Genomic DNA, 22,259 nt, shown 5'->3' with positions numbered 1-22,259 from the left:
TGTTGGTTAGGTGCTTACGAAAAATCAAAAATCCAGCCTTGCCGGTGCACTTTTACCTATTCAGGATGTAAGTTATGAGTGGGATGTTGTTGGCAATCTTAAATCCCGCTGGAACCAAAGTTCGAACATTGGTCGTACTGCCAGGAAAAATTTGCAGGAAAGTTTTTGTTACGATGGACTGAATCGTTTAATCAAAAGCTATGCAAGCACATTGGTTGGCAGTTGTTCCCTCACCGTAGCGAACCAGGATGTTGAGTATGATGGGTTGGGCAATATTACGCGTAAAGCAGGTGTGGGCAACTACACTTATTCTGGCAAGGGTTCCCATGCAGTAACGTCAACTACCAATGATGGTACCTATACTTACGATAATAACGGCAATCAGGTGGGTGGTTATGGTCGCAGTATTGTCTACAGCAGTTACGACCAGCCGACGAGTATTGCCAAGGGTACAACCACTACAGAGTTCAATTACGGCCCTGACCGTTCCCGCTGGCAACGCATTGACACCAAAGGTTTACAGAAAACCTATACGCAGTATTTGGGGAATGTGGAGCGTATTGAAGTGCATGGCAGCGGCATCGTAGAGTGGAAACGTTATATCGCCGGAGCGATTTACACCCTGCGCACTACGGCGACAACCAATGGAAGCGGGATTAGTTACGGAATCCAGCGCACCGATAAATCGTTTGTTTATAACGATCACCTGGGGTCACTGGATGTTGTTGTTAATAATACAGGCACTATTACCCATACAGCGAGCTTTGATGTCTGGGGTAACAGGCGGAGTGCGGAGAACTGGAGCGGATCATTCTCAGCATCGAGCCTGTCGCTTGCCAATTATACCCAGCCGATTACCCAACGTGGTTATACGGGTCACGAGATGTTGGATGATTCTGGCCTCATCCACATGAATGGCCGGATATACGATCAAAAAACCAGTCGTTTCTTGCAAGCAGATCCGTTTATCCAGGCGGCATCAGATACCCAAAGCTATAACCGCTATAGTTATGTCCGCAACAACCCACTCAATGCGACAGATCCCAGTGGGTACTTTTGGAATTTTGTGATTTCAGCTGTTGTGACCTACGCGGTAGGCGATTATGCCAAAAGGAATAATATTGGCTGGTTGGCACAATTGGCGAGTGTTGCGGGTTGTGTGACAGGTAATGCAGCGATTTGTGCGGGAGCAGCCTTTGGTTCGACCTATGGAGCGACAGGTAATCTTGGGTTGGCGTTTGTAGTGGGAGTGACGGCTGGTGCCATGTCGGGAATGCCTGTGGGTAATGCGGCACAGAAAGCAGCACGCCTGGTTGCAGGCGCTGTATTGGGCGGAGCCTCCAGTATGATATCGGGTGGCGAGTTTGGGCATGGTTTTATTTCAGCGGGTCTGGGTACGTTGGCTGGAGGCCGGTTTGGTAGTGGTCCTGGTGGATTTGTGGTTGCGACAGTTGTTGGTGGAACGATATCGGATATGACGGGAGGGAAGTTCAAGAATGGCGCGGCGAGTGCGGCATTTGCATTTGCGATGCAGTGGGCGGTATCTTCTGTGAGAGAAAATAAGGTTGCAGCGAAGTGGCTGGAGTATGAAGAAAAAAATCCTGCTCCTACGAATGAAACCACTCAGCAGCGGCTTGATCGTATCCACAAAGGTGTTAAGGAATTGGGATATACTCAGGGAGCCCCTAAAGACCATGTATTGAACGTTAGGGTTGGTGACGTTGAATCACGTAATGCTGCAGAACTTGTAGATATTAATAATGTACGACTCAATAAAAAGTTCGTGAGTTCTGTTTCTGATGCTCGTATTGCCTTCACGTTAGCACATGAATACATACATATTGCGGATATGCTTGCAGCTGGTGTAACCACTGGTGCGGAATGGGAGGGCACTCTTGGACACTTTAAGAGTGAAATGCGTGCTTATGAGTGGCAAAACAACCATGCTGCAGAATTTGGTTATAGTAAGTTTGATGTGCAGGGGCATCATGAGTCTATCATTCAATGTTATAAACAAAATGTAAGATCAATCGAGTACGGATCTGGGTTCACAATTGGGTGCTGATAAAATGAAACTGAAAATATTTAAAACTTTGTTCTTTACTTTTTTTTTATCAGAATCTGCTTTTTCAAATTCTGTTGCATTTCCAGAGCCTATTTCGCCAAGTAATATTTCTTATGTATATAGAGTTAAACAGTGGAATTTAGAACTGTTGTTGAGTTTTTCATCCTTCAGAGGTGCATCAGCTCCAGCTATATTTATGGCTGGAGATCCATTGGGTATACAGGATATTTTCAGCGGTTTAAATATTAAGCGTGTTTATGCTGATAATGTTTATGTAAGTTGTGCATTCTCAAAAGATTATAAGGACTGTGAGGCCGTGCATATTTTTATCGAGGCAGATGAGGAGAATGATCATTCTGGCAGTAGGCGGGATAAAAGCAATCTCCCATTAAAATATCTTTTTGTGAAGATTTATAAGAATAAAACCTTTGATGTAAAGCTGATTGAAGATAAATAAATATAATGGCTTTGGAATGGTGAAGTTGTCTTCGATAAATCTAGTGGCAGATTTAATTTGTATTTTTCTCAAATAGCTTGGTGCTGGCTAATTACACCCAGCCGATTACCCAACGTGGTTATACGGGTCACGAGATGTTGGATGATTCTGGCCTCATCCATATGAACGGGCGGATATTTGATTCGCGCCTGTCGCGTTTTATGCAAGCAGACCCGTTTATCCAGGCAGTATCGGATACGCAAAGTTACAATCGTTATAGCTATGTACGGAATAATCCATTGAGTGCCACAGACCCGAGTGGCTATTTTTGGAATTTTGTGGCGGCTGCTGTTATAAGTTATGCGGTGGGCGATTATGCCAAAAGGAATAATATTGGCTGGTTGGCACAATTGGCGAGTGTTGCGGGTTGTGTGACAGGTAATGCAGCGATTTGTGCGGGAGCAGCCTTTGGTTCGACCTATGGAGCGACAGGTAATCTTGGGTTGGCGTTTGTAGTGGGAGTGACGGCTGGTGCCATGTCGGGAATGCCCGTGGGTAATGCGGTAGAGAAAGCTGCCCGCCTGGTTGCGGGTGCTGTCTTGGGCGGTGCCTCCAGTATGATATCGGGTGGCGAGTTTGGGCATGGTTTTATTTCGGCTGGCCTGGGTACCTTTGCGGGAGGCCGGTTTGGTAATGGTCCTGGTGGATTTGTGGTTGCGACAGTTGTGGGTGGAACGATATCGGAGATGACGGGAGGGAAGTTTCGTAATGGAGCGGCGAGTGCGGCGTTTGCATTTGCTATGCAGTGGGGGATGAGCAAATATGAGGCAGGTGGAATAGCATCTAGTAATCAAGCAGATGCAAATGGAACAGTTAAAGAACCCAATGGAAAGGAAGGTGTTGAAACTTTTGAGGCAGCGCAAAAGGAATTAATTAGGCAAAAAAAATCCTTTGCAAGTAAAGCAAAATATAAAGATGGGTATATGGTTGCTTACTTTGATGAGAATGGAAATCTTGTTGAACCGAGAGAATTTACTGCAGATGACTGGGCTGAAGCTATAGATCATGCTAAAAAAACAGGAAAATTTATTGTTAATGGTTTATACAACTCACGAACAGAATCAATCACTATCTATCGCAGTGCCACGCACGAATCAATTAAAACATATAAAAGTCCATTAAAATTTAATGTTAAAGGGGAATATTCTAATCTTGAGTCAGCAATTAATGTGATAGCTCATGAAGTTAATCATTATCAGTATCCAAAAGCTGAACACAGCTATGCATATGAAGCAGGGCATCAAGCTGTTCTAAATTATAGGAAATATAAAAATGGTCAATAAAACTAATTTTGTTAAAATTTTAATTTTAATATTTTTTTGCTTATTAACTGTTCAATTGGCTAGTGCACTTGATAAGTCTTCATATGTTATGGGAGTAAGTCAAAGCTACAGTGAAATTAATATTACTCCAGAAAATGCATCACGATACGGAATTCGGATATATATGACGGGGGATGTTTTCAGAACAGATTTTAAAGTAAAAATTGCTAACGGTTGGAATGGTTCAAAATACCTTGGTCATACTGTATTGGTTGGTATAGAAGACAGCTATTTCAGATATTCCGGCTTTGGCTGTAAGGCAAGCAGCAAAGGAATATTTTTTTTAGTTAGTGTGCTCAATAGCAAGCTGGATAGTACAGTATTAAAATTGGATTACCTGATGAACAAGGATGGCTTAAAGAAAGAGAAGATAACCTCCTTGGATATCGACCTAAAAGCATTTATAGCATACAAAGATAAAGAGCCTGATTTATATGAAGAACATTGGAAGTATGGCGTTGGTCCACTGGATAAAAAATTGGAAAAGAATTTTGTATTCAAGAGTGATAAGGAGTGTGGACAATTTGGTCTGTTTTAGCCATTGATCCCCACCACCAAAACTGGACAATCCCAATGAATACATTATGGGCTAATGGCTTTTATTTTCAAATTAATGAGTGAACAATTTTCCACTCATGGGCAGACACCGGTTGTGTTGATAGCCGACTTTGTTTAAGTAACACCATATTTTCCAAGGCTGGCTGTGCCTTGATTTCAGCGAGTGGTATTAAACGTGAAAATATGTTGCTGAGTTTTATGTCTACCGAGACCCAGCGTGGATTTTCCGGAGTCGCTTTGGGATCGTAGTAGGGGCTTTCCGGATCAAATTGGGTGGGGTCGGGGTAGGCGGCTTTTACCACCCTGGCAGTCCCTACAATACCTACCTGTTTGCAGCTGCTGTGATAAATAAATACTTCGTCACCAACGGCAACCTGGTCGCGCAAAAAATTTCGTGCCTGGTAATTTCGAATCCCATCCCAGCGCCCCGTTTTTTGGGGGGCGGCAGCCAGATGCTCAATACCGTAGATATGTGGCTCTGCCTTGAATAGCCAGTAGTGTTTTTCTGTCATAGCCAATATTCTCCTTGCGGCAAATTACTCCAGCCAGGCACGCAATCTTGCAGCGGTGGCTTCGTCAACCAGAGACAGGGCAACGCGGCGTTTGCTGACATCGACCTCGTCGATAACAACTTGTACGACTTCATCCAATTTATAAGTGTTGCCATTGACGTTGAGACTGAGGCGGCGCGAGTCAAATTGGGCTTTGATGTCGCTGTCGCGTGGTACTAATGGAATGAATCCTTCCATACCCCAATCATCCAGGCGCACACCGATACCTGTGGAATTGACAAGAGCAATGTTACCCGTGTGTACACTGCCGATATGCTGGTTCATGTATTGGCATGCCAACCAGGTTTCGGTAAAACGGCAGGCTTGGCGGCCAAGGTTTAACTTATGTTGCAGCCTTTCAACAAATTCAACGAGGTTATCCAGTGCCAGTGGTGGCTCACCACGCAGCAGTCGCTTGATACCCAAGTGGTTGAAAAAGTCGTTATAGCGGCGAATGGGGGATGTCACCATCGCATAGGCATTAAATCCCAAGCCAAAGTGGGGAACCGGCTCCTGTGAAAGGGCACCTGCTTGTAATTGCCGTTGTAGCAGGGAGTGGAGCGCTGCATTAGCCGGGTGCTGGCCTGGATTCTGGCGCAGCTCGCGGAACAGATTCAGAAAATCTTTCAGTTGGCTGAGGTCGCCCGGGGAAAGGTCAGGGCGATCTTCCTGAATGAGTGCCACCGCATCATTAACGCGCTCGGGTCTGAAGCCTATATGACCGGAAAAAATGCCATAGCCTGGGTGTTGGCTGAATAATTCGCCTGCACAGAGGTTGGTGGCAAGCATGGCTTCCTCGACGATGCGATGCGCAATGGTGCGATCACGTTTTTCGACGCGCTCAATTTTTTTCTGTTCGTTGAGTATAAATTGATAGTCCGGCTTTTCTTCCATCAATAAATTGTGTTGCTGGCGGTACTGGCTGCGAGCCAGGGCAAAATCGCGCAGCATGGTCAGTTGTGTACGCAGTTCATCACTCAGGTTGGTTTCAGCCGCTGTTGTCAGGAAATCATAGACACCCTGGTAACTGAGTTTTTGGCGAGAGCGAATGACTGCCTCTGAAAATGCAAAGGATTCAATATGACCGTCGTTTCTGATGTGTATACGACATACTAAGGCGGGACGTTTTTGTTCCGCGACGAGCGAGTAGGTGTCCTGGGACAGGTCGACTGGCAACATGGTCAGGGTATTGCCAAGGATATAATGGGTACTGGCGCGCTCCCGTGCAGCTTGCTCCAGCGGGCTATCAAAATCAATGTGCTTGGTCGGATCGGCAATAGCGCTGAATAATTCCCAGCCATGCTCGGTAGCCTGGATACAAACCGCGTCGTCCATATCGCGAGTGCTTTCAGAATCTATGGTAACGAAGGGAAGCTGGGTTAAATCCTCTTCATTGTTTTCAAATACCAAGGGTGACCAGTGAATACTGCTGGCTTGGTTTTGTGCAGCAGGAGGCCATTCACAGGGTAATTGGAAACGGGCTATCGCATAGCGGCTTTCGATGCCTGGTTCATCAACATTGCCCAAGCGCTTAAGGATATGTACCTGGGCTTTTCCATCGCAGTGAAAGGGGTGGCGAGCAACCTGGCAATGAACCAGGTCGCCTTCAGTTAAGCCTTTGCGATCCTGTGGCGGGACAAATAACCAGCGATTAAAGTGGACAAGATCCGGCTCAACAAAAAAATTTGTGCCCTTACTGACATAGCGACCTACAAATTCCTGCAAATTGGAATGCAGTAATTTCGTGAGCTTGGCTTCGTATTGGCCTTTGGCGTTGGTGGTGATCTCTGCCTCTGCGCGATCTTCAGGTAATACCCGCAGAATCTGTTCCGGATCCAGGAAGGCTTCCCGGCCATCATCGAGCAGGATGAAACCAAAGCGTTTTGTTGTCGTTCTTATGGTGCCTTGAGCGATATCTTTTTGAGCAACAAGGCTAGATTTGAGGGATGCCAGTTGCTGTAGGGCGTCGTTATTGAGCATGGGCAGGGCGTACAGAGTTTACAAGGCCGGCGATTATAGCGGGAATCTGCGGCTGCCGCATTCCGGATTCGTATTGGCAGAATATTTGATCAGCTTTTTGACATGTGGAACCATAATCGGGTTACAATTCGGCATGCTTTTTGATTGTATTTACTTAACCCATTGAAAAAAGGGCAAATTTTTGGACGCTACTACTGTTAATCAAGTATTGTTTGTCGGGGCTATTCTGGTTGCTGCCAGTATTCTTTTCAGTTCGCTGTCTACCAGGGTGGGTGTGCCTATCCTGGTGATTTTTCTGGGCGTTGGGATGCTTGCCGGTGTGGATGGCCCCGGGGGTATCGTCTTCAATAATTATTCAGTGGCTTACCTGGTCAGTAACCTGGCGCTGGCCATTATTCTTCTGGATGGGGGAATGCGTACCAGGGTGGCTACTTTCCGGGTGGCGCTCTGGCCGGCTATGTCCCTGGCGACAGTGGGCGTTGTTATCACATCGGGCCTCACGGGTATCGCGGCAGCATGGCTGTTTGATTTGAGCTTGCTGGAAGGCCTGTTAATTGGTGCCATTGTGGGTTCTACGGATGCTGCCGTTGTTTTTAACCTGCTAAATGGTAAAGGGCTCAATGAGCGTGTCGGTTCTACCCTGGAGATAGAATCGGGTACCAACGACCCCATGGCTGTTTTTCTTACCGTCACCCTGATTGCGATGATAGCGGCCGGTGAAACCGGATTTAGCTGGGGAGTCTTGACCAGCTTTATCCAGCAATTTGGTGTTGGTATTGCGTTGGGTTTGGCGGGTGGCTGGTTGTTATTGCAAATTATTAATCGAATCCATATTGCTGATGGCCTCTATCCTCTATTGGCTGTCAGCGGCGGTATTATGTTGTTTGCGTTGTCAGGTGTAATCGGCGGTAGTGGGATTATCACGGTTTATGTTTGTGGCTTGTTTTTGGGAAATAGCCCCATTCGCAATCGCCATGGCATCCTGCATATGTTTGATGGTTTGGCCTGGCTCAGCCAGATAGGTATGTTCCTCGTGTTGGGCTTGTTGCTGACACCCAGCCATCTGCTGCCGATTGCCGTACCGGCTCTTCTGCTGTCACTGTGGATGATTCTGTTTGCACGCCCTCTGTCGATCTTTATTGGTCTTGCGCCTTTCCGCTCGTTCAATTTGAAAGAGCGTTTGTTTATTTCCTGGGTAGGGCTGCGTGGTGCTGTTCCTGTCATTTTGGCAGTGTTCCCGCTCATGGCAGGTCTGGAGCATGCTCAACTCTTCTTCAATGTGGCGTTCTTTATTGTGCTGGTTTCCCTGCTGTTACAGGGGACAACCCTTGGGTTTGCGGCCAAGCTGGCACATGTGGAGGTGCCATCGGTTCCATCTCCATATTCCAGGGCTGGGCTTGAGATTAATGTCGCGAGCCAATGGGAATTGTTTATTTATAAGTTAGGTGCCGAAAAGTGGTGTATTAATGCTGCTCTGCGCGAATTGCATATGCCGGAGAATACCCGGATTGCCGCTTTGTTTCGTGGAAAAGAGTTGCTGCACCCTACCGGAAGTACGCGCTTGATGGCGGGGGATATTCTTTGTGTCATTGGCCATGAAGAAGATTTGTCGGAATTGGGGCGTCTGTTCAGCGAGGCGCCCAAACGCAATATGGACCTGAGCTTCTTTGGTGATTTTATTATCCAGGGCGAAGCAGAGCTGGCTGACCTGGCGATGTTGTATGCACTGGAGATGAAAGGCTATGAGGAGTACAAAACCATCGGTGAGCTGGTTACCCATTTGGTTGGTGGCAAGCCGGTTGTGGGCGACCATGCAGAATGGAGCAACATCTCCTGGACCATCGCTGAAGTAGAAGGTAACCATGTGCGCAAAATAGGTGTCAGGCCATTAGCCAAGCCTTCCGGCAAGGATTAGATGATGTCTGCAGTTAGGCCGGAACTGCTCAAAAGCCAACTTTTTATCGCCGGTGAATGGCGCAATGCCAGTGCGGCGAGTACCTTTCCCGTTCTCAATCCCGCAACAGGAAAGATAATTATCGAGGTGGCAGATGCCTCTGTAGATGATGCCGGGAGTGCTATCTCGGCTGCGGCTCATGCTCAAGCTGGATGGGCCGCAATCCCCGTTCAACAACGCTGCCATCTATTGCGTAAATGGTTTGGGCTGGTTACCCGATGCCAGCGCGATTTGGCACATTTGCTAACCCTGGAACAAGGTAAACCGCTGGCAGAAGCTGAGGCTGAAATTGCCTATGGCGCCAGCTACATTGACTGGTTTGCCGATGAGGCAAGGCGTGTATACGGCGATGTCATCCCGCCACCGGATGGGGGAAAACGTATCCTGACCCTCAAGCAACCTGTCGGTGTTGTCGCGGCAATTACGCCCTGGAATTTTCCCAATGCAATGCTGGCTCGCAAGATGGCACCGGCCCTTGCGGCTGGGTGTGCATTGGTTGCCAAGCCAGCGGCTGAAACACCCTTGTCGGCTTTGGCACTGGCTTATTTGGCTCAAGAGGCGGGTATTCCTGATGGGGTAATCAATGTGCTTCCCAGTACCCGGTCCCAGGCGTTGGGGGAGGTATTTTGCCATCACCCCCAGGTACAAAAACTTAGCTTTACCGGCTCTACGGCGGTGGGTAAACAGCTGATCAGTCAGATAGCATCCCAGGTAAAACGCATTTCACTGGAGTTGGGTGGCAATGCACCTTTTATCGTGTTTGAAGATGCCGATATTGACGCGGCTGTTAGCGGCGCTATTGCGAGTAAATTCCGCAATGCGGGGCAGACCTGTGTATGCGCCAATCGTTTTTATGTGCAGCGATCTATTTATGAGGTATTCCTGGGGCGTTTAATCGCAGCGGTTGAAAAGCTGCATATTGGCAATGGCCTTGAAGAAGGGGTTAACCTTGGGCCATTGATCTCCCCCAAAGCTCAGCAAAAGGTTCACGACCTTGTACAGGCTGCACTTTCCGAGGGCGCCACCCTTGCCTATAGCCAAGCCCTGAGTGCAGGACTGGTCAAGCAGGGATATTTTTATCCAGCACAAATATTGCGCGATGTTCCGGTAAATTCTGTACTGGCTTCTGAAGAAATTTTTGGTCCGGTTGTACCTTTGATCGCTTTTGATACGGAAGATGAGGTGCTCGAATTGGCGAATGCGTCTGACTATGGTCTGGCTAGCTATGCTTATACCCGGGATCGGACGCGTTGCTGGCGGTTATCGCAACAGCTGCAAACCGGCATGTTGGGGTTGAACACCGGGGTTATCTCCAACGCAATGGCTCCCTTTGGGGGAGTCAAACAATCCGGTTGGGGCAGGGAAGGGTCAAAGTACGGGCTTGATGATTACCTGTCCATAAAATATATCTGTGAGGACTTGGACAACTGATTGCAAAACCTCGACTACGCTTAATGCACACCAAAACTACAAATGGACAATAATCGAGGTGGCTTATGTTTTCCTGGTACCAAAACCTGAGCTTTCGCTGGAAGCTTACTCTCCCACTCAGCATCCTGCTGCTGCTTGTGCTGGCCTTGGGTATATTTGCAATCAATACCAGCCAGCGCCTGACGCAAAACACAGAAAAAATTGCGGTTATCAATCTCCCTGAAATCCAGCTGATGATTCAAGCCGATCGCGATTTGTACCAGGCATTGGTGGCGGAGCGCAGTCTCCTGCAATTAAACAATAATGATCCGGCCCTGTTTAAAGAGCAGTTGGATAACGCGCAGCAGACCCATGACCGCGTGCTGGAGTCCCTGAAACTATCCGATACCTCAACGACTGCAGAGCGCAATGAGTTTTTACGCCGTTACCAGATTTGGCGCGGAGAGGCTGATGAGGTGTTACGTCTGATTCGCGCGGGTGATGCTAGTACCAGGGCTCAGGCCCTTGAGCGCTCTTATGGCAGCGCTGCGAATGCGTTCAGCGATGTACGTAACTATCTGGATGAGTTGCAGGAAAAACGCCTGGAGCATGTGGAATTGTTCACCCGGCAAACAGAGGCTGAGACCCATGCCATTTCAGCCAAGCTGCTTACCATGGTGATCCTCGGTGTTTTGGTCAGTGCCCTGGCGGTCGTCTTTTTACCTTTGTTGGTCATTCGGGCGCTGAATCGTATTAGCGATCGTATCCAGAACATCGCCGAGGGCGATGGCGACCTAACCATTCGTATTGATGTGGACAGCCGCGATGAGGTAGGGCAGTTGGCACAGCACGTCAATCAGTTTATGGCAAAGCTGCAAGGTATTATTGCTGACGTTTTGCACAATACTAATGAAGTATCGCGGGCTGCAGAGTCCCTGTTAGAGGTTTCTACTACGAGCCAGCAAGCGGCTGACCAGCAATGTCAGGCAATTACCATGGTGGTGACGGCAGTGAATGAACTAACCGTGGCTATCCAGGAGGTTGCACGCAATACCGGCGATACTGCACAAAACACCAAAGATGTTGCCTCGACAACGGATCAGGGGCAAGTGCGTATCCAACAGGCTGTTGAGCGGGTTCAAGGGTTGGCTGCACGCATTTCACAAGCAGCGGAAACCATGCGCCAGTTGGAATCTGAGGCGCAAAAGGTAACCTCGGTGATCGATGTAATTCGCGGTGTGGCGGAACAGACGAATTTGTTGGCATTGAATGCGGCAATCGAAGCCGCCCGCGCCGGCGAGCAGGGGCGGGGGTTTGCAGTGGTTGCGGATGAGGTGCGGACATTGGCTAGCCGGACCCAGCATTCAACCCAGGATATCCAGGGGATGCTGGGGCAGCTCCAGACGGGTGTGCAACAGGCTGTCAGTGCCATGTCCTCCAGTGCCAGTATGTCGGATGAAGTGGTGACCTCAGCCAATGAAGCCGGTAAATCCCTGGCCGGTATTGGTTCTTCCGTAAAAACCATATCAGACATGACCTTGCAAATCGCTGCAGCTGCCGAGCAACAGAGTTCAGTGACGGCGGAAATTGATAAAAACCTGGTCCAGATTAATGATCTGGCGATGACAACAGCCAAGGATGCCTCCAAGACAGCAGAACAAAGCCAAAGGTTGAATGCTTTATCGGTACACCTGAGGCAATTGGTTGGCCAGTTTCGCGTTTAATAAGGTATTGGGAATAATCTGACAACAAAGGCGCCTGCGGGCGCCTTTTGTGTATGGGGCTGAGGTTATCAATCCGGTCTTCTGGAAAATTGGCAAAGGGTTTTTGAACCAACAGGCAAGGCTAAATAGGTAATTGCGTCGTGAACTTTACTTGTTTCAAGGCAAAGGCAGAATTAATGGAGCCTATATTGGGCAAATGGATCAGGGTTTGTTTCATCAGCCGTTCGTAATGCTCGACACTCTCTACCACCACCCGCAGTACATAATCTTTTTCACCACTGGTGGAATAGCATTCCACCACTTCGGGAATGGCTTGCACGGCCGTTTCAAAGGCTTCCAGTGAACTGGCATCATGGTTTTTGATCGTGATATAGGCGTGTACAGTCACCCCCAGATTGAGCAGTTTGGGGTCGAGCAGGGTAACCTTGCCGCGGATAACCCCTTCCGTTTCCAGCCGCTTGAGGCGGCGCCAGCACGGCGTGTGGCTGAGGCCAATCATATTGCCCAGATCTGCCATGGAATAATCTGCATTTTCCTGGAGGGCGCGCAGTATTTTGCGATCATAATCATCGAGTTCTATGGTTTGTGCCATGTTTTTATCCTAGTGGTCGGGGGCTTTGACTCATATTCTAGGATGAGTGTCACTTTCTGGCAATAAAATGAGGATGTACTTCATGTGTTTTAGGGGATCGGACGAGGAATATCCGATGCTGGCATATAAATCCCCATAAGGCAGCACTGGGTCACAAAACAGGGTGTATTGTGATTGCATGGCTTGACGTGTATCGTAACGCCTCTTTTATCGGGGCATTCCAGCGGATCAACCCCTATCGGCAGGGTCCCGGGGCTTGATTTGACATTTAATTTGTCGGGTCAAGAAAGGTTTGAGCGACGAAGCTTTACACCTGTTAGCGCGAAAATAAGACTGAGGAGCAATCCATAAATGAGAGTAATACTGTTGGGCGCGCCGGGTGCGGGCAAGGGAACACAAGCACAATTGATAATGGAGCATTTTGGTATTCCGCAAATTTCCACGGGCGATATGTTGCGGGCGGCGGTTAAGGCGGGTACTCCCCTTGGTTTGCAGGCTAAGGATATTATGGCTTCCGGTGGCCTTGTCTCTGATGATTTGATTATTGCCCTGGTGAAAGAGCGTATTAGCTCCAGCGACTGTTCCAATGGTTTTCTGTTTGATGGTTTTCCCCGGACTATTCCCCAGGCTGAAGCTTTACTGGAAGCGGATGTCCATATCGATCATGTGATTGAGATTCATGTTCCCGACGAGGAAATCGTTGCGCGCCTGAGTGGCCGCCGTGTGCATGAAGCCTCTGGCCGGGTTTATCACATCATCCATAATGCCCCCAGGGTTGAAGGTCACGATGATGTTACCGGTGAGCCTTTGGTGCAGCGCCCTGATGACCATGAGGCAACTGTGCGTAAGCGTCTGGCGGTTTATCACGAACAAACGGAACCCCTGGTTGGCTTTTATCAAAAGCTGGTAGCGGAAGGTAAGGTCAAAGCCCCCAAATATACCCGCATTAATGGTATCGGCAGTGTGGATAGCATTCGCCAGCAGTTGCTTGATGTATTGCGTTAACAGGTCTCTGTTGATGTACTGAAAATGGGCTCTACGGAGCCTATTTTATTTTCCGGATGTGTTTTTTGGTTGTGGACTCACCTGCCATGAGTTTGATTCTCGCCCTGGACTCCTCGACGGATGCCTGCTCGGTCGCGCTCAATCGTGACGGAAAATTGGGTATTCGCCATGAAATAGCCACTAAAAGCCACACCCAACGCTTGTTGCCTATGGTTGATGAGGTGTTGGGTGAAGAGGGAATCAGCGTGTCCGAGGTGGATGTAATTGCATTCGGGCGTGGCCCTGGTTCCTTTACTGGATTGCGGATCTGTATGGGCATTGTACAAGGGCTGGCCTATGGTTCAGGCATTCCCGTTGTTCCCGTTTCAACCCTGGAAGCTATGGCATTGCAGGTGTATCGCCAACATCCTGAGTGGCGGGGTCCGGTAATGGTTGCATTGGATGCGCGTATGGATGAGGTGTATTGGGGATTATTCGAATATGCCGGTAATGACAGCCTGGCCAACCCCAGTGGCGAGCATGTGATGAAGCCTGTGGATGTTATGGCCCATGCTTCGCTGGTAAACCTGCCTCCGTTTATAGCCGCCGGTCCGGGGTGGCACTATCCTCTTATGCAGGCGCTGGCTTCCAGGCAGGCAACAGCTTGTTTGCTGGATATACAGCCCCGCGCGGAAGAGATTGCGCTCTTGGCGGTGTCTGTAGTGGAAGCGGGCAGGACTCAGGATATCCATGCTGTCCAACCGGTTTACTTGCGCGATTCCGTATCCTGGCAAAAGCGCCAGCGTATCCGCGAGCAGGCGTTAGTTCTCGACCGGGATTGATAGCCGCAGTCGGCGAATCATTTTTATCCAGCAGTGAAAGACCCTAAGGCAAGACTATGATCCAGCCACAATTACTCCCCACTGATTTCAATCAGGGATTGCTTGAGTTCCTGAGCCAATCACCCACCCCCTTCCATGCCACCAGTAATCTGTCTGCAGTCTTATCGGCAGCCGGTTTTGAACCCTTGCGCGAAGCAGATGCCTGGGCACTTAAACCAGGCGGACGCTATTGGGTGACACGCAATGATTCGTCCATTATTGCGTTTGTCTATGGTCGTCGGCCATTGCTGGACACGGGCATTCGCCTGTTTGGAGCCCATACCGACAGCCCCTGCCTTAAGCTCAAGCCCCGCCCGGAATTGAATCGCCGTGGTTATTACCAGTTGGGGGTAGAGGTGTATGGCGGTGCCTTGTTGGCGCCCTGGTACGACCGGGATTTATCCATGGCGGGGCGTGTCACCTGTCGCCGTGCAGCGGGTGAAGTATTCAGCCTGTTAGTTGACTTCAAAGACCCGGTTGCCGTGGTACCCAGCCTGGCTATTCACCTGGATCGCGAGGCGAATAGCAATCGCAGCATCAATGCCCAGAAAGATATAGTGCCGGTATTGCTGCAGCTGGATACAGAAGATGCAAGTCCACCAGACGTTCGCACCATTCTTTTGGCCCGAGTACAACATGAGCATCCTGAGGCAGGGGTTACTGAGGTGCTGGATTACGAGATTAGCCTGTATGACACCCAGGCAGCGGCGGTCATTGGCCTTGAACAGCAATTTATTGCCAGTGCTCGCCTTGATAATTTATTGAGCTGCTATACGGGGTTACGCGCATTACTTGAAGCTGATCCTGAGGTTTCCAGCATACTGGTATGCACTGATCATGAAGAGGTGGGTAGTGCTTCCTGTTGTGGCGCCAAAGGGCCTATGTTGCAGAATTTCCTGGAGCGTTTGTTGCCTGAGGTGGATACCCGCGTGCGGGTTATCGAGCGCTCGATGATGATTTCGGCTGACAATGCCCATGGCGTACACCCTAACTTTATGGAAAAGCATGATGAAAAACACGGGCCTTTGCTGAATCGCGGCCCGGTTATCAAGGTGAATGCTAATCAACGTTACGCTACTACCAGTGAGACCAGTGCAATCTTCCGTATGCTCTGCGAGCAGGTGGAGGTTCCGCTACAGAGTTTTGTGGCGCGGACTGATATGGGGTGTGGCAGTACGATTGGTCCGATTGTGGCTTCCGAGGTTGGTGTTAAGACCCTGGATGTCGGTGTTCCCACTTTTGGTATGCATTCCATCCGCGAGCTGGCCGGTACCAGGGATGCCTGGCTCCTCTATAAAGCCGCTGTAGCCTTTTTCAGGTTTAACAAGCCGCCGGTGGCACAGGTGAGTGTTTAATCCTTTTCGCTATATAAATCAGATCACGTGTGAACCAGTCCAAAATCCTGTGAGCTAATCAGGGCATCGTAAGAGTGCCCTGATTATAATTCCCGGCAGTTTTTGACCCATGCTGTCTTTTATTGTCGCCTGTTGTCCTATATTGACCTTTATGGTTCATAATCTTCCAACACAGGTGCTGCCGGAGTTTTAACCATGGCGATCAGCCTTGATGTACTCTCATCATTTACACCTTTCAATACACTTTCGCATGAGTACCTGGTGCAGGTAGCCGAGAAAGCGGTTTTGCGCGAGTTTCCCAAAGGCTCCATTATTTTTAAGCGGGGCCGCCCCTTTCCGGAGAAGCTTTATTTACTCAGTGGCACGGTTGACCTGATTGATTCGGCTTTCCAGATTGCTACCTTGAATCCCTCCAGTGAGTCGCGCCGCTCTCCCTTGAATATGAGCCAGCCCACACAGGTTTCTGCTGTCGCCAAGTCACCGGTTACCCTGTTGGCGGTTGATAGCGACTTCCTCGATTTGGTCATGGCCTGGAGTGAGAGCGGCGATGGCCAGAATGCCGCTAATGACACCCTGGTGGGGAGCGATGATGATAACGACTGGATGTCTGCATTGTTGCAGGCTCCTTTGTTTACCAAGTTGCCGCCGGCCAATATTCGCCAGCTGTTTTTGCGTTTTAGCACCCAGAAAGTACAAGCCGATGAAATTGTTATCAAACAGGGGGAACGGGGCGAATTTTTCTATGTGCTTGAGTCCGGGAGCGCTGTGGTACTGGATACTTCCGGCCAGATACTGGCGGCCTTGCGCCCGGGTAATTATTTCGGCGAGGAGGCGCTGGTAGGGGATACCACCCGTAACGCCACTATCAAAATGCTGACACCGGGCAAGCTTAAGGTGCTTAAGAAAGAGGATTTCCGCGAGTTGTTGCAGCAGCCGGTACAAAAATTTATCACTGTCGAGCAGCTGAAGCATCCACCGGAAAATATAACCTATCAAATTGTTGATGTGCGCTTGTCACTGGAGCGCCGCTTTGCCGCTGTGCCTGGCAGTCGCAACATTCCCCTCAATCAATTGCGCGCCCAATTGCGTGAACTGGATTCGGGTATGGTGTATGTCGTAACCGATGATTCCGGGCGTCGCTGTGATGTTGCGGTGCAATTATTAACCCAGGCCGGGCTGGATACGCTCATCCTGCAAAATGCAGATCAGTATTACGCCGGGCTTTAGCTCGCCACTGTCATCAGGCTGGCTTTTACAGCCTATGCCTGTATGATGGCGGCCTTGTTATTTTGTACCGAATAAGTAAGAAGCCCCATCATGACCAAACAACGTGTTCTCACCGGTATTACCACCACGGGTACTCCTCATCTGGGAAACTATGTGGGCGCCATTCGTCCCGCTATTACAGCCAGCCAACGCGCCGATGTTCAGTCATTTTATTTCCTGGCGGATTTCCATGCGCTGATCAAATGCCAGGATCCGGCGCAGGTGCAGCAGTCTACCCGTGAAATTGCGGCAACCTGGTTAGCCCTGGGCTTGAATACCGATAATGCAATTTTTTATCGCCAATCGGATGTTCCTGAAATCCCTGAACTCTGTTGGGTATTAACTTGCATGGCCGCCAAGGGGTTGATGAATCGCGCTCACGCCTATAAAGCTGCCGTGGATGCCAACCAGGAGGCAGGTGAAGACCCGGATTATGGGATTACCATGGGACTCTATTCTTATCCGGTGCTGATGGCAGCGGATATTTTGATGTTCAATGCCCACAAGGTGCCTGTTGGCAGGGATCAAATCCAGCATATTGAGATGGCGCGCGATATAGCGGCCCGCTTCAACCACCATTACGGTGAGCATTTTGTATTGCCCGAAGCGCTGGTCGATGACAATGTCGCTGTGTTGCAAGGTTTGGATGGGCGCAAGATGAGTAAAAGCTATGGCAATACTATTCCGTTGTTTTTACCTGAAAAACCGTTGAAAAAATCCATCAATAAAATCCTGACAAATCTGCTTGAGCCGGGCGACCCCAAAGACCCGGATACCTCACCGGTATTCCAGATTTGGCAGGCCTTTGCGACGCCGGAGCAAACTGCTGCTATGCGCCAGCAATTTGCGGAGGGTATTGCCTGGGGAGAGGCCAAGCGCCAGTTGTTTGAGCTGGTTAATGGACAATTGGCAGAGGCGCGCGATCGATACGAAGCACTGCTGGCTAATCCCGCCCACGTCGAAGAGGTGTTGCAGGCTGGTGCGGCCAAGGCGCGTGCTTACAGTAAGCCGCTGTTGGGAAAGGTGCGCGATGCCGTAGGTATTCGCCCGATTCGTTGACCGTGCCCTTGACTCGACTCGAATAAAAATGGGCCATCAGGCCCATTTTTATTCGGCGGCACATCACTTCGCCATATTGGCAATCACTTTGGCTACTGCAGCGGTGAGCTTGCTTAACTCTTCCGGGTTGATAATAAAAGGCGGCATCAGGTAAATAACCTGTCCCATCGGTCTGACCCAAACACCCTGGGCAACAAAAGCCTGGGTTAGCTCATGGGTATTAAACGGTTTTTCCAGTTCTACAACACCAATGGCCCCCAGCACTCGCACATCCTTCACATAGGAAAACTCCCGGCAGGGCATCAGTTCGTGATGGAGTTGCTCGCTGATTCGCTTAACCTTTTGTTGCCAGTCGCTTTTCATGAGCAGGTCAATACTGGCATTGGCAACAGCGCAGGCGAGGGGATTGGCCATGTAGGTGGGACCATGCATCAGGGCGCTGTAATCGCCCTGGCATATTCCACTGCTAACCCTGTCGTTGCACAGGGTTGCTGCGAGAGTGATATAACCGCCGCTGAGGGCTTTGCCAATACACATAATGTCCGGGCTGATACTGGCGTGTTCACAGGCAAAGAGTTTTCCGGTACGCCCAAAACCGGTAGCAATTTCGTCGGCAATCAGCAGGATCTGGTGTTGGTCGCAGAGCTGTTTCACCCGCTGCAAGAACTGCGGTGAATAAAAATGCATGCCTCCCGCGCCCTGCATAATCGGCTCCAGGATCACCGCTGCAATTTTCTGGCGATGTTGCTGGATCATCTGGGAGAATTTGGCGATGTGGGATTCCTGGAATGGCTCCTCAAAACCTGTTGCCGGTGCATCGGCAAACAACTGGTGGCTGAGCATATGGTGAAACATATGATGCATGCCCGAGTGAGGGTCGCACACTGACATGGCACCAAAGGTATCGCCGTGATAACCGCGTTTAAAACTAAGGAACAGGGTGCGCTGGGATTGGCCCTGTGAGTGCCAGTATTGCACGGCCATTTTCATGGCAACTTCTACGGCAACAGAGCCTGAGTCAGAGAAAAAGACCTTATTCAGGCCCTCGGGTGTGATACGTGCCAATGTGGCAGCCAGCTTTACGGCCGGTTCATGGGTAATGCCGGCAAACATCACATGGGCCATTTTGTGCAGTTGGTCAGTTACGGCTTTATTGAGCACTGGATGGTTGTAGCCATGCACAGCGCTCCACCAGGATGAAATACCATCTACCAGTTTGCGACCGTCGGCGAGATGCAGATAAACCCCTTCGCCACCCATCACCGGTGTTACCGGTGGTGGGTTGGTAAAGGAGGTGTAGGGATGCCAGAGGTGAGCGCGATCCAGACGGTTAAGTTCATCCGGGGAGAGTGGTGTCGTCGATACAGCTTTTTCGGTCATGGGATAACTCAATCATTCCTCGTATTGCTGACCGGATCATAGCCAAGACTGGCGATAAAATCCTGTAGTCCTTTACGAAATCTACAATCAGTAGTTGAAACGCACAATTAAATCCAATTGTCGCTGGGATAACTGTGCCATTTCGTTGTTCAATTCATCGGCCGTCTCAATTTCAATCTGGCTTTGGTCAGAGATACGCGCTATGGCTGAGGTATTGCGCTCGATTTCCATGGCCATGGAGGATTGCTCTTCGGCGGCGGCGGCAATTTGGTGTGACATCTGGTCAATGGTATTGACCGAGTCGGCAATCGTCCCCAGGGCCGCGCGCACATTACTCATTTCACTTACGCTGCGATCGGCGAGGTTGAGGCAGTTTTGCATGTTGCTGCTGGCATCCTGGGTGGCCTTGGCGAGGTTGCCAATGATCTCCTGGATATGGCCGGTAGATTCCTGGGTACGTTGGGCCAGTGAGCGCACTTCGTCGGCCACCACGGCAAAGCCTCGGCCTTGTTCGCCTGCACGTGCAGCTTCAATTGCTGCATTGAGTGCCAGTAAATTGGTTTGCTCGGCGATGCTGCGAATGACGTCGACCACACTGGCAATCTTGCCGCTGTCTTCCGAGAGCTTGGCCAGCACTTGGCCGAGGTTGCTGACGGTATGGGAAAGATCATCAATCGATAATTTGGCGCCTTCAATAACCTGGTGTCCCTTATCAACCTCATCAATGGCATGGCCGGTTGCGGTAGAGGTTTGGGTTGCGCCGGTAGCGACTTCCTGTACCGCCAGAGCCATTTGTTGCATGGCATTGGCGACATTGCCGGTTTCGCGCTGCTGCTCGGTCATGCCCGTGTGGGTTTTATTGGCGTGGTAATGGGCATCCTCCGCCTTATGATGCAATTCGTTTGCAGATTCGCGGAAACGTCCGAGTGCAGTGCGCAGGCGCGCGCGTATGGCCATTTGCGAGAACTGGATTTCGCCCAGGCCATCTGCCCGCCCGGTGTAGATATAAGCTGCAAAGGGATCTTCAATAATGGAGCGTGCATAGCGCAGGGCCGGCTGTATCCGCTGCTGTTGCATGACATGTGCGACGAACCCGATGAGCAGGGCTGGCAATACCAGGGCGAGACCTGTATTCAGGCTCAGGCTGCCTGTGAGTAACGTGGTTAAAAGCAATAACACCCAGGCACCCAATGCAATCAACAGGCTGTTACCCCATAGGTGCCAAAGTTTTTCAAGGGCCGAGTAAGCGGGTTTGCCCTGGTTCAGGCGGTTGTAGACGACTTCTGCACGGCGGCGGATGGTTTCATCAGCCTTGGCGCGCACTGACTCATAACCGTAAATTTGCCCACTTTGCTTGAGCGGTGTGACATAAGCATCGACCCAGTAGTGGTCGCCGTTTTTACAGCGATTTTTGACAATCCCCATCCAGGGTTTGCCCGCTTTAAGGGCTCCCCACATCATGCCGAAGGTTGCCGGAGGCATATCCGGATGGCGGATCAGGTTATGTGGCTGGTTAATCAGTTCTTCGTGGCTAAAGCCGGAAATGCGCTGGAAAACATCGTTGCAAAATTGAATGTCACCACGAGTATTGGTAGAAGAGACAAGTTCTTCATCGACGTTGAAGCGGACTTCGCGCCCGGTGACTGGACCATTGTTACGCATAAAGTAATTCCTTGGGTGAAGCAATCGCCATGCTATGGCATGGCGGAGAATACAAACGCTAGCGGTTTTGTTGTTTCAGTGTAGATGCCTGGCGCAAAAAGTATGGAAATTTTCCTCAATAAATTTAAGGGCTTATTGAACCTGCCTGTGGATTAGGCAACCCGGAAGCGCCGCTGGTTGGCAGGTGCTGTCTGCTGATTTGCCCATTGCAGGTAATGTTCAATGGCAATGCGTTTTTCTACCGGCAAATCAAGAAACTCAAGGCTGATTTGTGTACAGCGATAGGGAGCGCGCATCAGGCGAAAGGCACAAACGCGTGCGCGACAGTGGATTTGCAACTCATCGTTGAGTCGAAACTCGCACAAGGGGAGTTGTACGCCGTGGCGTAAATGCGGCAGCAGGTTACCGGCGACATGAAGTTTGATACCGCCGCTGGAAATATCCTGCAGGGTTCCGCAGCAGGGGTCCTGGCCAAGCGTGCGGATTCTGACCAGGATCGGTGTTTCGCTGGCAACGTGAAAACGGGCGGAGGCGCGTCGCGCGGTGTAATGTGCCTGTTCCGGTAAGGGAACTGCCAGGCCGCTGGCGCCATAAGTGCTGCCGAGGGCCGTAATGTGGGTGCGAATAAGCAATTGCTCGCTTTGGCGATGGTGGCGGATGGTAATTTCATCCCCTGTGTCCAGGATAAGCTGTTGGGGGAATAAATCATCCAGCCACATCAGGCCTCGCTCTATATCCAGGGCAAGGATCATGGACTGATAGGTACGGCTGGCAGAGCCCAGGCGTATCTCCAGCAGTTGGCGTTGTTTATAGAGTTGCCAGAGCACCAGGTATTGGTCGGGAATATGGCTGGCCAGGCTAAGGTTGGTATCAGCTTCAGGGAGGTGACTCTCTGCCATACCCCGGGAGGGGACTTTGTTAAACCATTTTTTGAAAATCGACATCGTCAACTCCTGAACCTGCACGAGAGTGGCTATCCGGAATTCACTGGAGCAAGCGCTATGCCAGCCGGCTATTTAT

18 protein-coding genes are annotated in these 22,259 nt (G+C 50.1%); 12 read left to right on the top strand and 6 right to left on the bottom strand.

The annotated features are described in order from the left end of the window. Positions 1 to 10 precede the first annotated feature (10 nt). The 4 genes from CJA_RS10175 to CJA_RS10160 all read left to right on the top strand — a co-directional run bounded on the left by CJA_RS10175 (position 11) and on the right by CJA_RS10160 (position 4,421). Positions 11 to 2,065 carry an RHS repeat domain-containing protein gene (locus CJA_RS10175; protein WP_012487700.1) on the top strand — a complete coding sequence of 685 codons (2,055 nt, stop codon included), beginning with the start codon at positions 11 to 13 and terminating at the stop codon, positions 2,063 to 2,065. Between the two features lie 4 nt (positions 2,066 to 2,069). Further along, entirely contained in the window at positions 2,070 to 2,522 is a 453-nt protein-coding gene (locus tag CJA_RS10170) for a hypothetical protein (RefSeq protein ID WP_041551436.1), read from the top strand. An 80-nt stretch (positions 2,523 to 2,602) separates the two neighbouring features. Further along, the gene (locus CJA_RS10165; protein ID WP_262369313.1) at positions 2,603 to 3,844 is read left to right on the top strand and encodes an RHS repeat-associated core domain-containing protein; all 1,242 of its coding nucleotides are present in this window, start codon (positions 2,603 to 2,605) and stop codon (positions 3,842 to 3,844) included. Continuing rightward, positions 3,834 to 4,421: a hypothetical protein gene (locus CJA_RS10160; RefSeq protein WP_012487698.1), complete on the top strand. Its 588-nt coding sequence runs from the start codon at positions 3,834 to 3,836 to the stop codon at positions 4,419 to 4,421. The genes CJA_RS10165 and CJA_RS10160 overlap by 11 nt, the downstream gene beginning before the upstream one ends. 67 nt (positions 4,422 to 4,488) lie before the next feature. Here the strand turns inward: CJA_RS10160 and CJA_RS10155 are convergent, their stop codons facing one another. Continuing rightward, on the bottom strand, positions 4,489 to 4,953 hold the full coding sequence (locus CJA_RS10155) for an EVE domain-containing protein (RefSeq protein ID WP_012487697.1): 465 nt from the start codon (positions 4,951 to 4,953) through the stop codon (positions 4,489 to 4,491). A gap of 24 nt (positions 4,954 to 4,977) precedes the next feature. After that, positions 4,978 to 6,972 (bottom strand): exoribonuclease II, encoded by a 1,995-nt coding sequence (locus tag CJA_RS10150; protein WP_012487696.1) that lies wholly within the window; start codon positions 6,970 to 6,972, stop codon positions 4,978 to 4,980. Positions 6,973 to 7,153: 181 nt separating this feature from the next. On the opposite strand from CJA_RS10150, the gene CJA_RS10145 reads away from it, so the two are divergent. The 3 genes from CJA_RS10145 to CJA_RS10135 all read left to right on the top strand — a co-directional run bounded on the left by CJA_RS10145 (position 7,154) and on the right by CJA_RS10135 (position 12,060). Next, entirely contained in the window at positions 7,154 to 8,887 is a 1,734-nt protein-coding gene (locus CJA_RS10145) for a potassium/proton antiporter (RefSeq protein ID WP_012487695.1), read from the top strand. A gap of 3 nt (positions 8,888 to 8,890) precedes the next feature. Next, on the top strand, positions 8,891 to 10,357 hold the full coding sequence (locus CJA_RS10140) for an NAD-dependent succinate-semialdehyde dehydrogenase (RefSeq protein WP_012487694.1): 1,467 nt from the start codon (positions 8,891 to 8,893) through the stop codon (positions 10,355 to 10,357). A gap of 65 nt (positions 10,358 to 10,422) precedes the next feature. Further along, on the top strand, positions 10,423 to 12,060 hold the full coding sequence (locus CJA_RS10135) for a methyl-accepting chemotaxis protein (protein WP_012487693.1): 1,638 nt from the start codon (positions 10,423 to 10,425) through the stop codon (positions 12,058 to 12,060). 121 nt (positions 12,061 to 12,181) lie between these two features. Here CJA_RS10135 and CJA_RS10130 read toward each other — a convergent pair whose 3' ends face one another. After that, on the bottom strand, positions 12,182 to 12,652 hold the full coding sequence (locus CJA_RS10130) for an Lrp/AsnC family transcriptional regulator (RefSeq protein ID WP_012487692.1): 471 nt from the start codon (positions 12,650 to 12,652) through the stop codon (positions 12,182 to 12,184). A gap of 351 nt (positions 12,653 to 13,003) precedes the next feature. Between CJA_RS10130 and adk the strand changes: the two genes are divergently transcribed. The 5 genes from adk (at position 13,004) to CJA_RS10105 (ending at position 18,197) form a co-directional block, all read left to right on the top strand. After that, on the top strand, positions 13,004 to 13,657 hold the full coding sequence (adk, locus tag CJA_RS10125) for an adenylate kinase (protein WP_012487691.1): 654 nt from the start codon (positions 13,004 to 13,006) through the stop codon (positions 13,655 to 13,657). A gap of 86 nt (positions 13,658 to 13,743) precedes the next feature. Further along, on the top strand, positions 13,744 to 14,478 hold the full coding sequence (tsaB, locus tag CJA_RS10120; protein ID WP_041552225.1) for a tRNA (adenosine(37)-N6)-threonylcarbamoyltransferase complex dimerization subunit type 1 TsaB: 735 nt from the start codon (positions 13,744 to 13,746) through the stop codon (positions 14,476 to 14,478). Between the two features lie 56 nt (positions 14,479 to 14,534). Further along, positions 14,535 to 15,872, top strand: coding sequence for a M18 family aminopeptidase (locus tag CJA_RS10115; protein ID WP_012487689.1), 1,338 nt, complete (start codon positions 14,535 to 14,537; stop codon positions 15,870 to 15,872). Positions 15,873 to 16,067: 195 nt separating this feature from the next. Beyond that, complete coding sequence (locus CJA_RS10110) at positions 16,068 to 17,099, top strand: cyclic nucleotide-binding domain-containing protein (RefSeq protein ID WP_012487688.1); 1,032 nt, start codon at positions 16,068 to 16,070, stop codon at positions 17,097 to 17,099. A gap of 90 nt (positions 17,100 to 17,189) precedes the next feature. Next, entirely contained in the window at positions 17,190 to 18,197 is a 1,008-nt protein-coding gene (locus CJA_RS10105) for a tryptophan--tRNA ligase (protein WP_012487687.1), read from the top strand. Positions 18,198 to 18,260: 63 nt separating this feature from the next. On the opposite strand, the gene bioA is transcribed toward CJA_RS10105, so the two are convergent. The 3 genes from bioA to CJA_RS10090 all read right to left on the bottom strand — a co-directional run bounded on the left by bioA (position 18,261) and on the right by CJA_RS10090 (position 22,183). Further along, the gene (gene bioA / locus CJA_RS10100; protein ID WP_041551434.1) at positions 18,261 to 19,577 is read right to left on the bottom strand and encodes an adenosylmethionine--8-amino-7-oxononanoate transaminase; all 1,317 of its coding nucleotides are present in this window, start codon (positions 19,575 to 19,577) and stop codon (positions 18,261 to 18,263) included. 87 nt (positions 19,578 to 19,664) lie between these two features. Beyond that, positions 19,665 to 21,239, bottom strand: coding sequence for a methyl-accepting chemotaxis protein (locus tag CJA_RS10095; protein WP_012487685.1), 1,575 nt, complete (start codon positions 21,237 to 21,239; stop codon positions 19,665 to 19,667). A 152-nt stretch (positions 21,240 to 21,391) separates the two neighbouring features. Continuing rightward, positions 21,392 to 22,183, bottom strand: a complete 792-nt coding sequence (locus CJA_RS10090) for a flagellar brake protein (RefSeq protein WP_012487684.1) — start codon at positions 22,181 to 22,183, stop codon at positions 21,392 to 21,394. Positions 22,184 to 22,259 lie beyond the last annotated feature (76 nt).

This window comes from Cellvibrio japonicus Ueda107 (assembly GCF_000019225.1).
Classification (GTDB): Bacteria; Pseudomonadota; Gammaproteobacteria; order Pseudomonadales; family Cellvibrionaceae; genus Cellvibrio; species Cellvibrio japonicus.
Note: the sequence above shows the minus strand (reverse complement) of the source record. Positions and strands in the feature narration are given on the sequence as shown.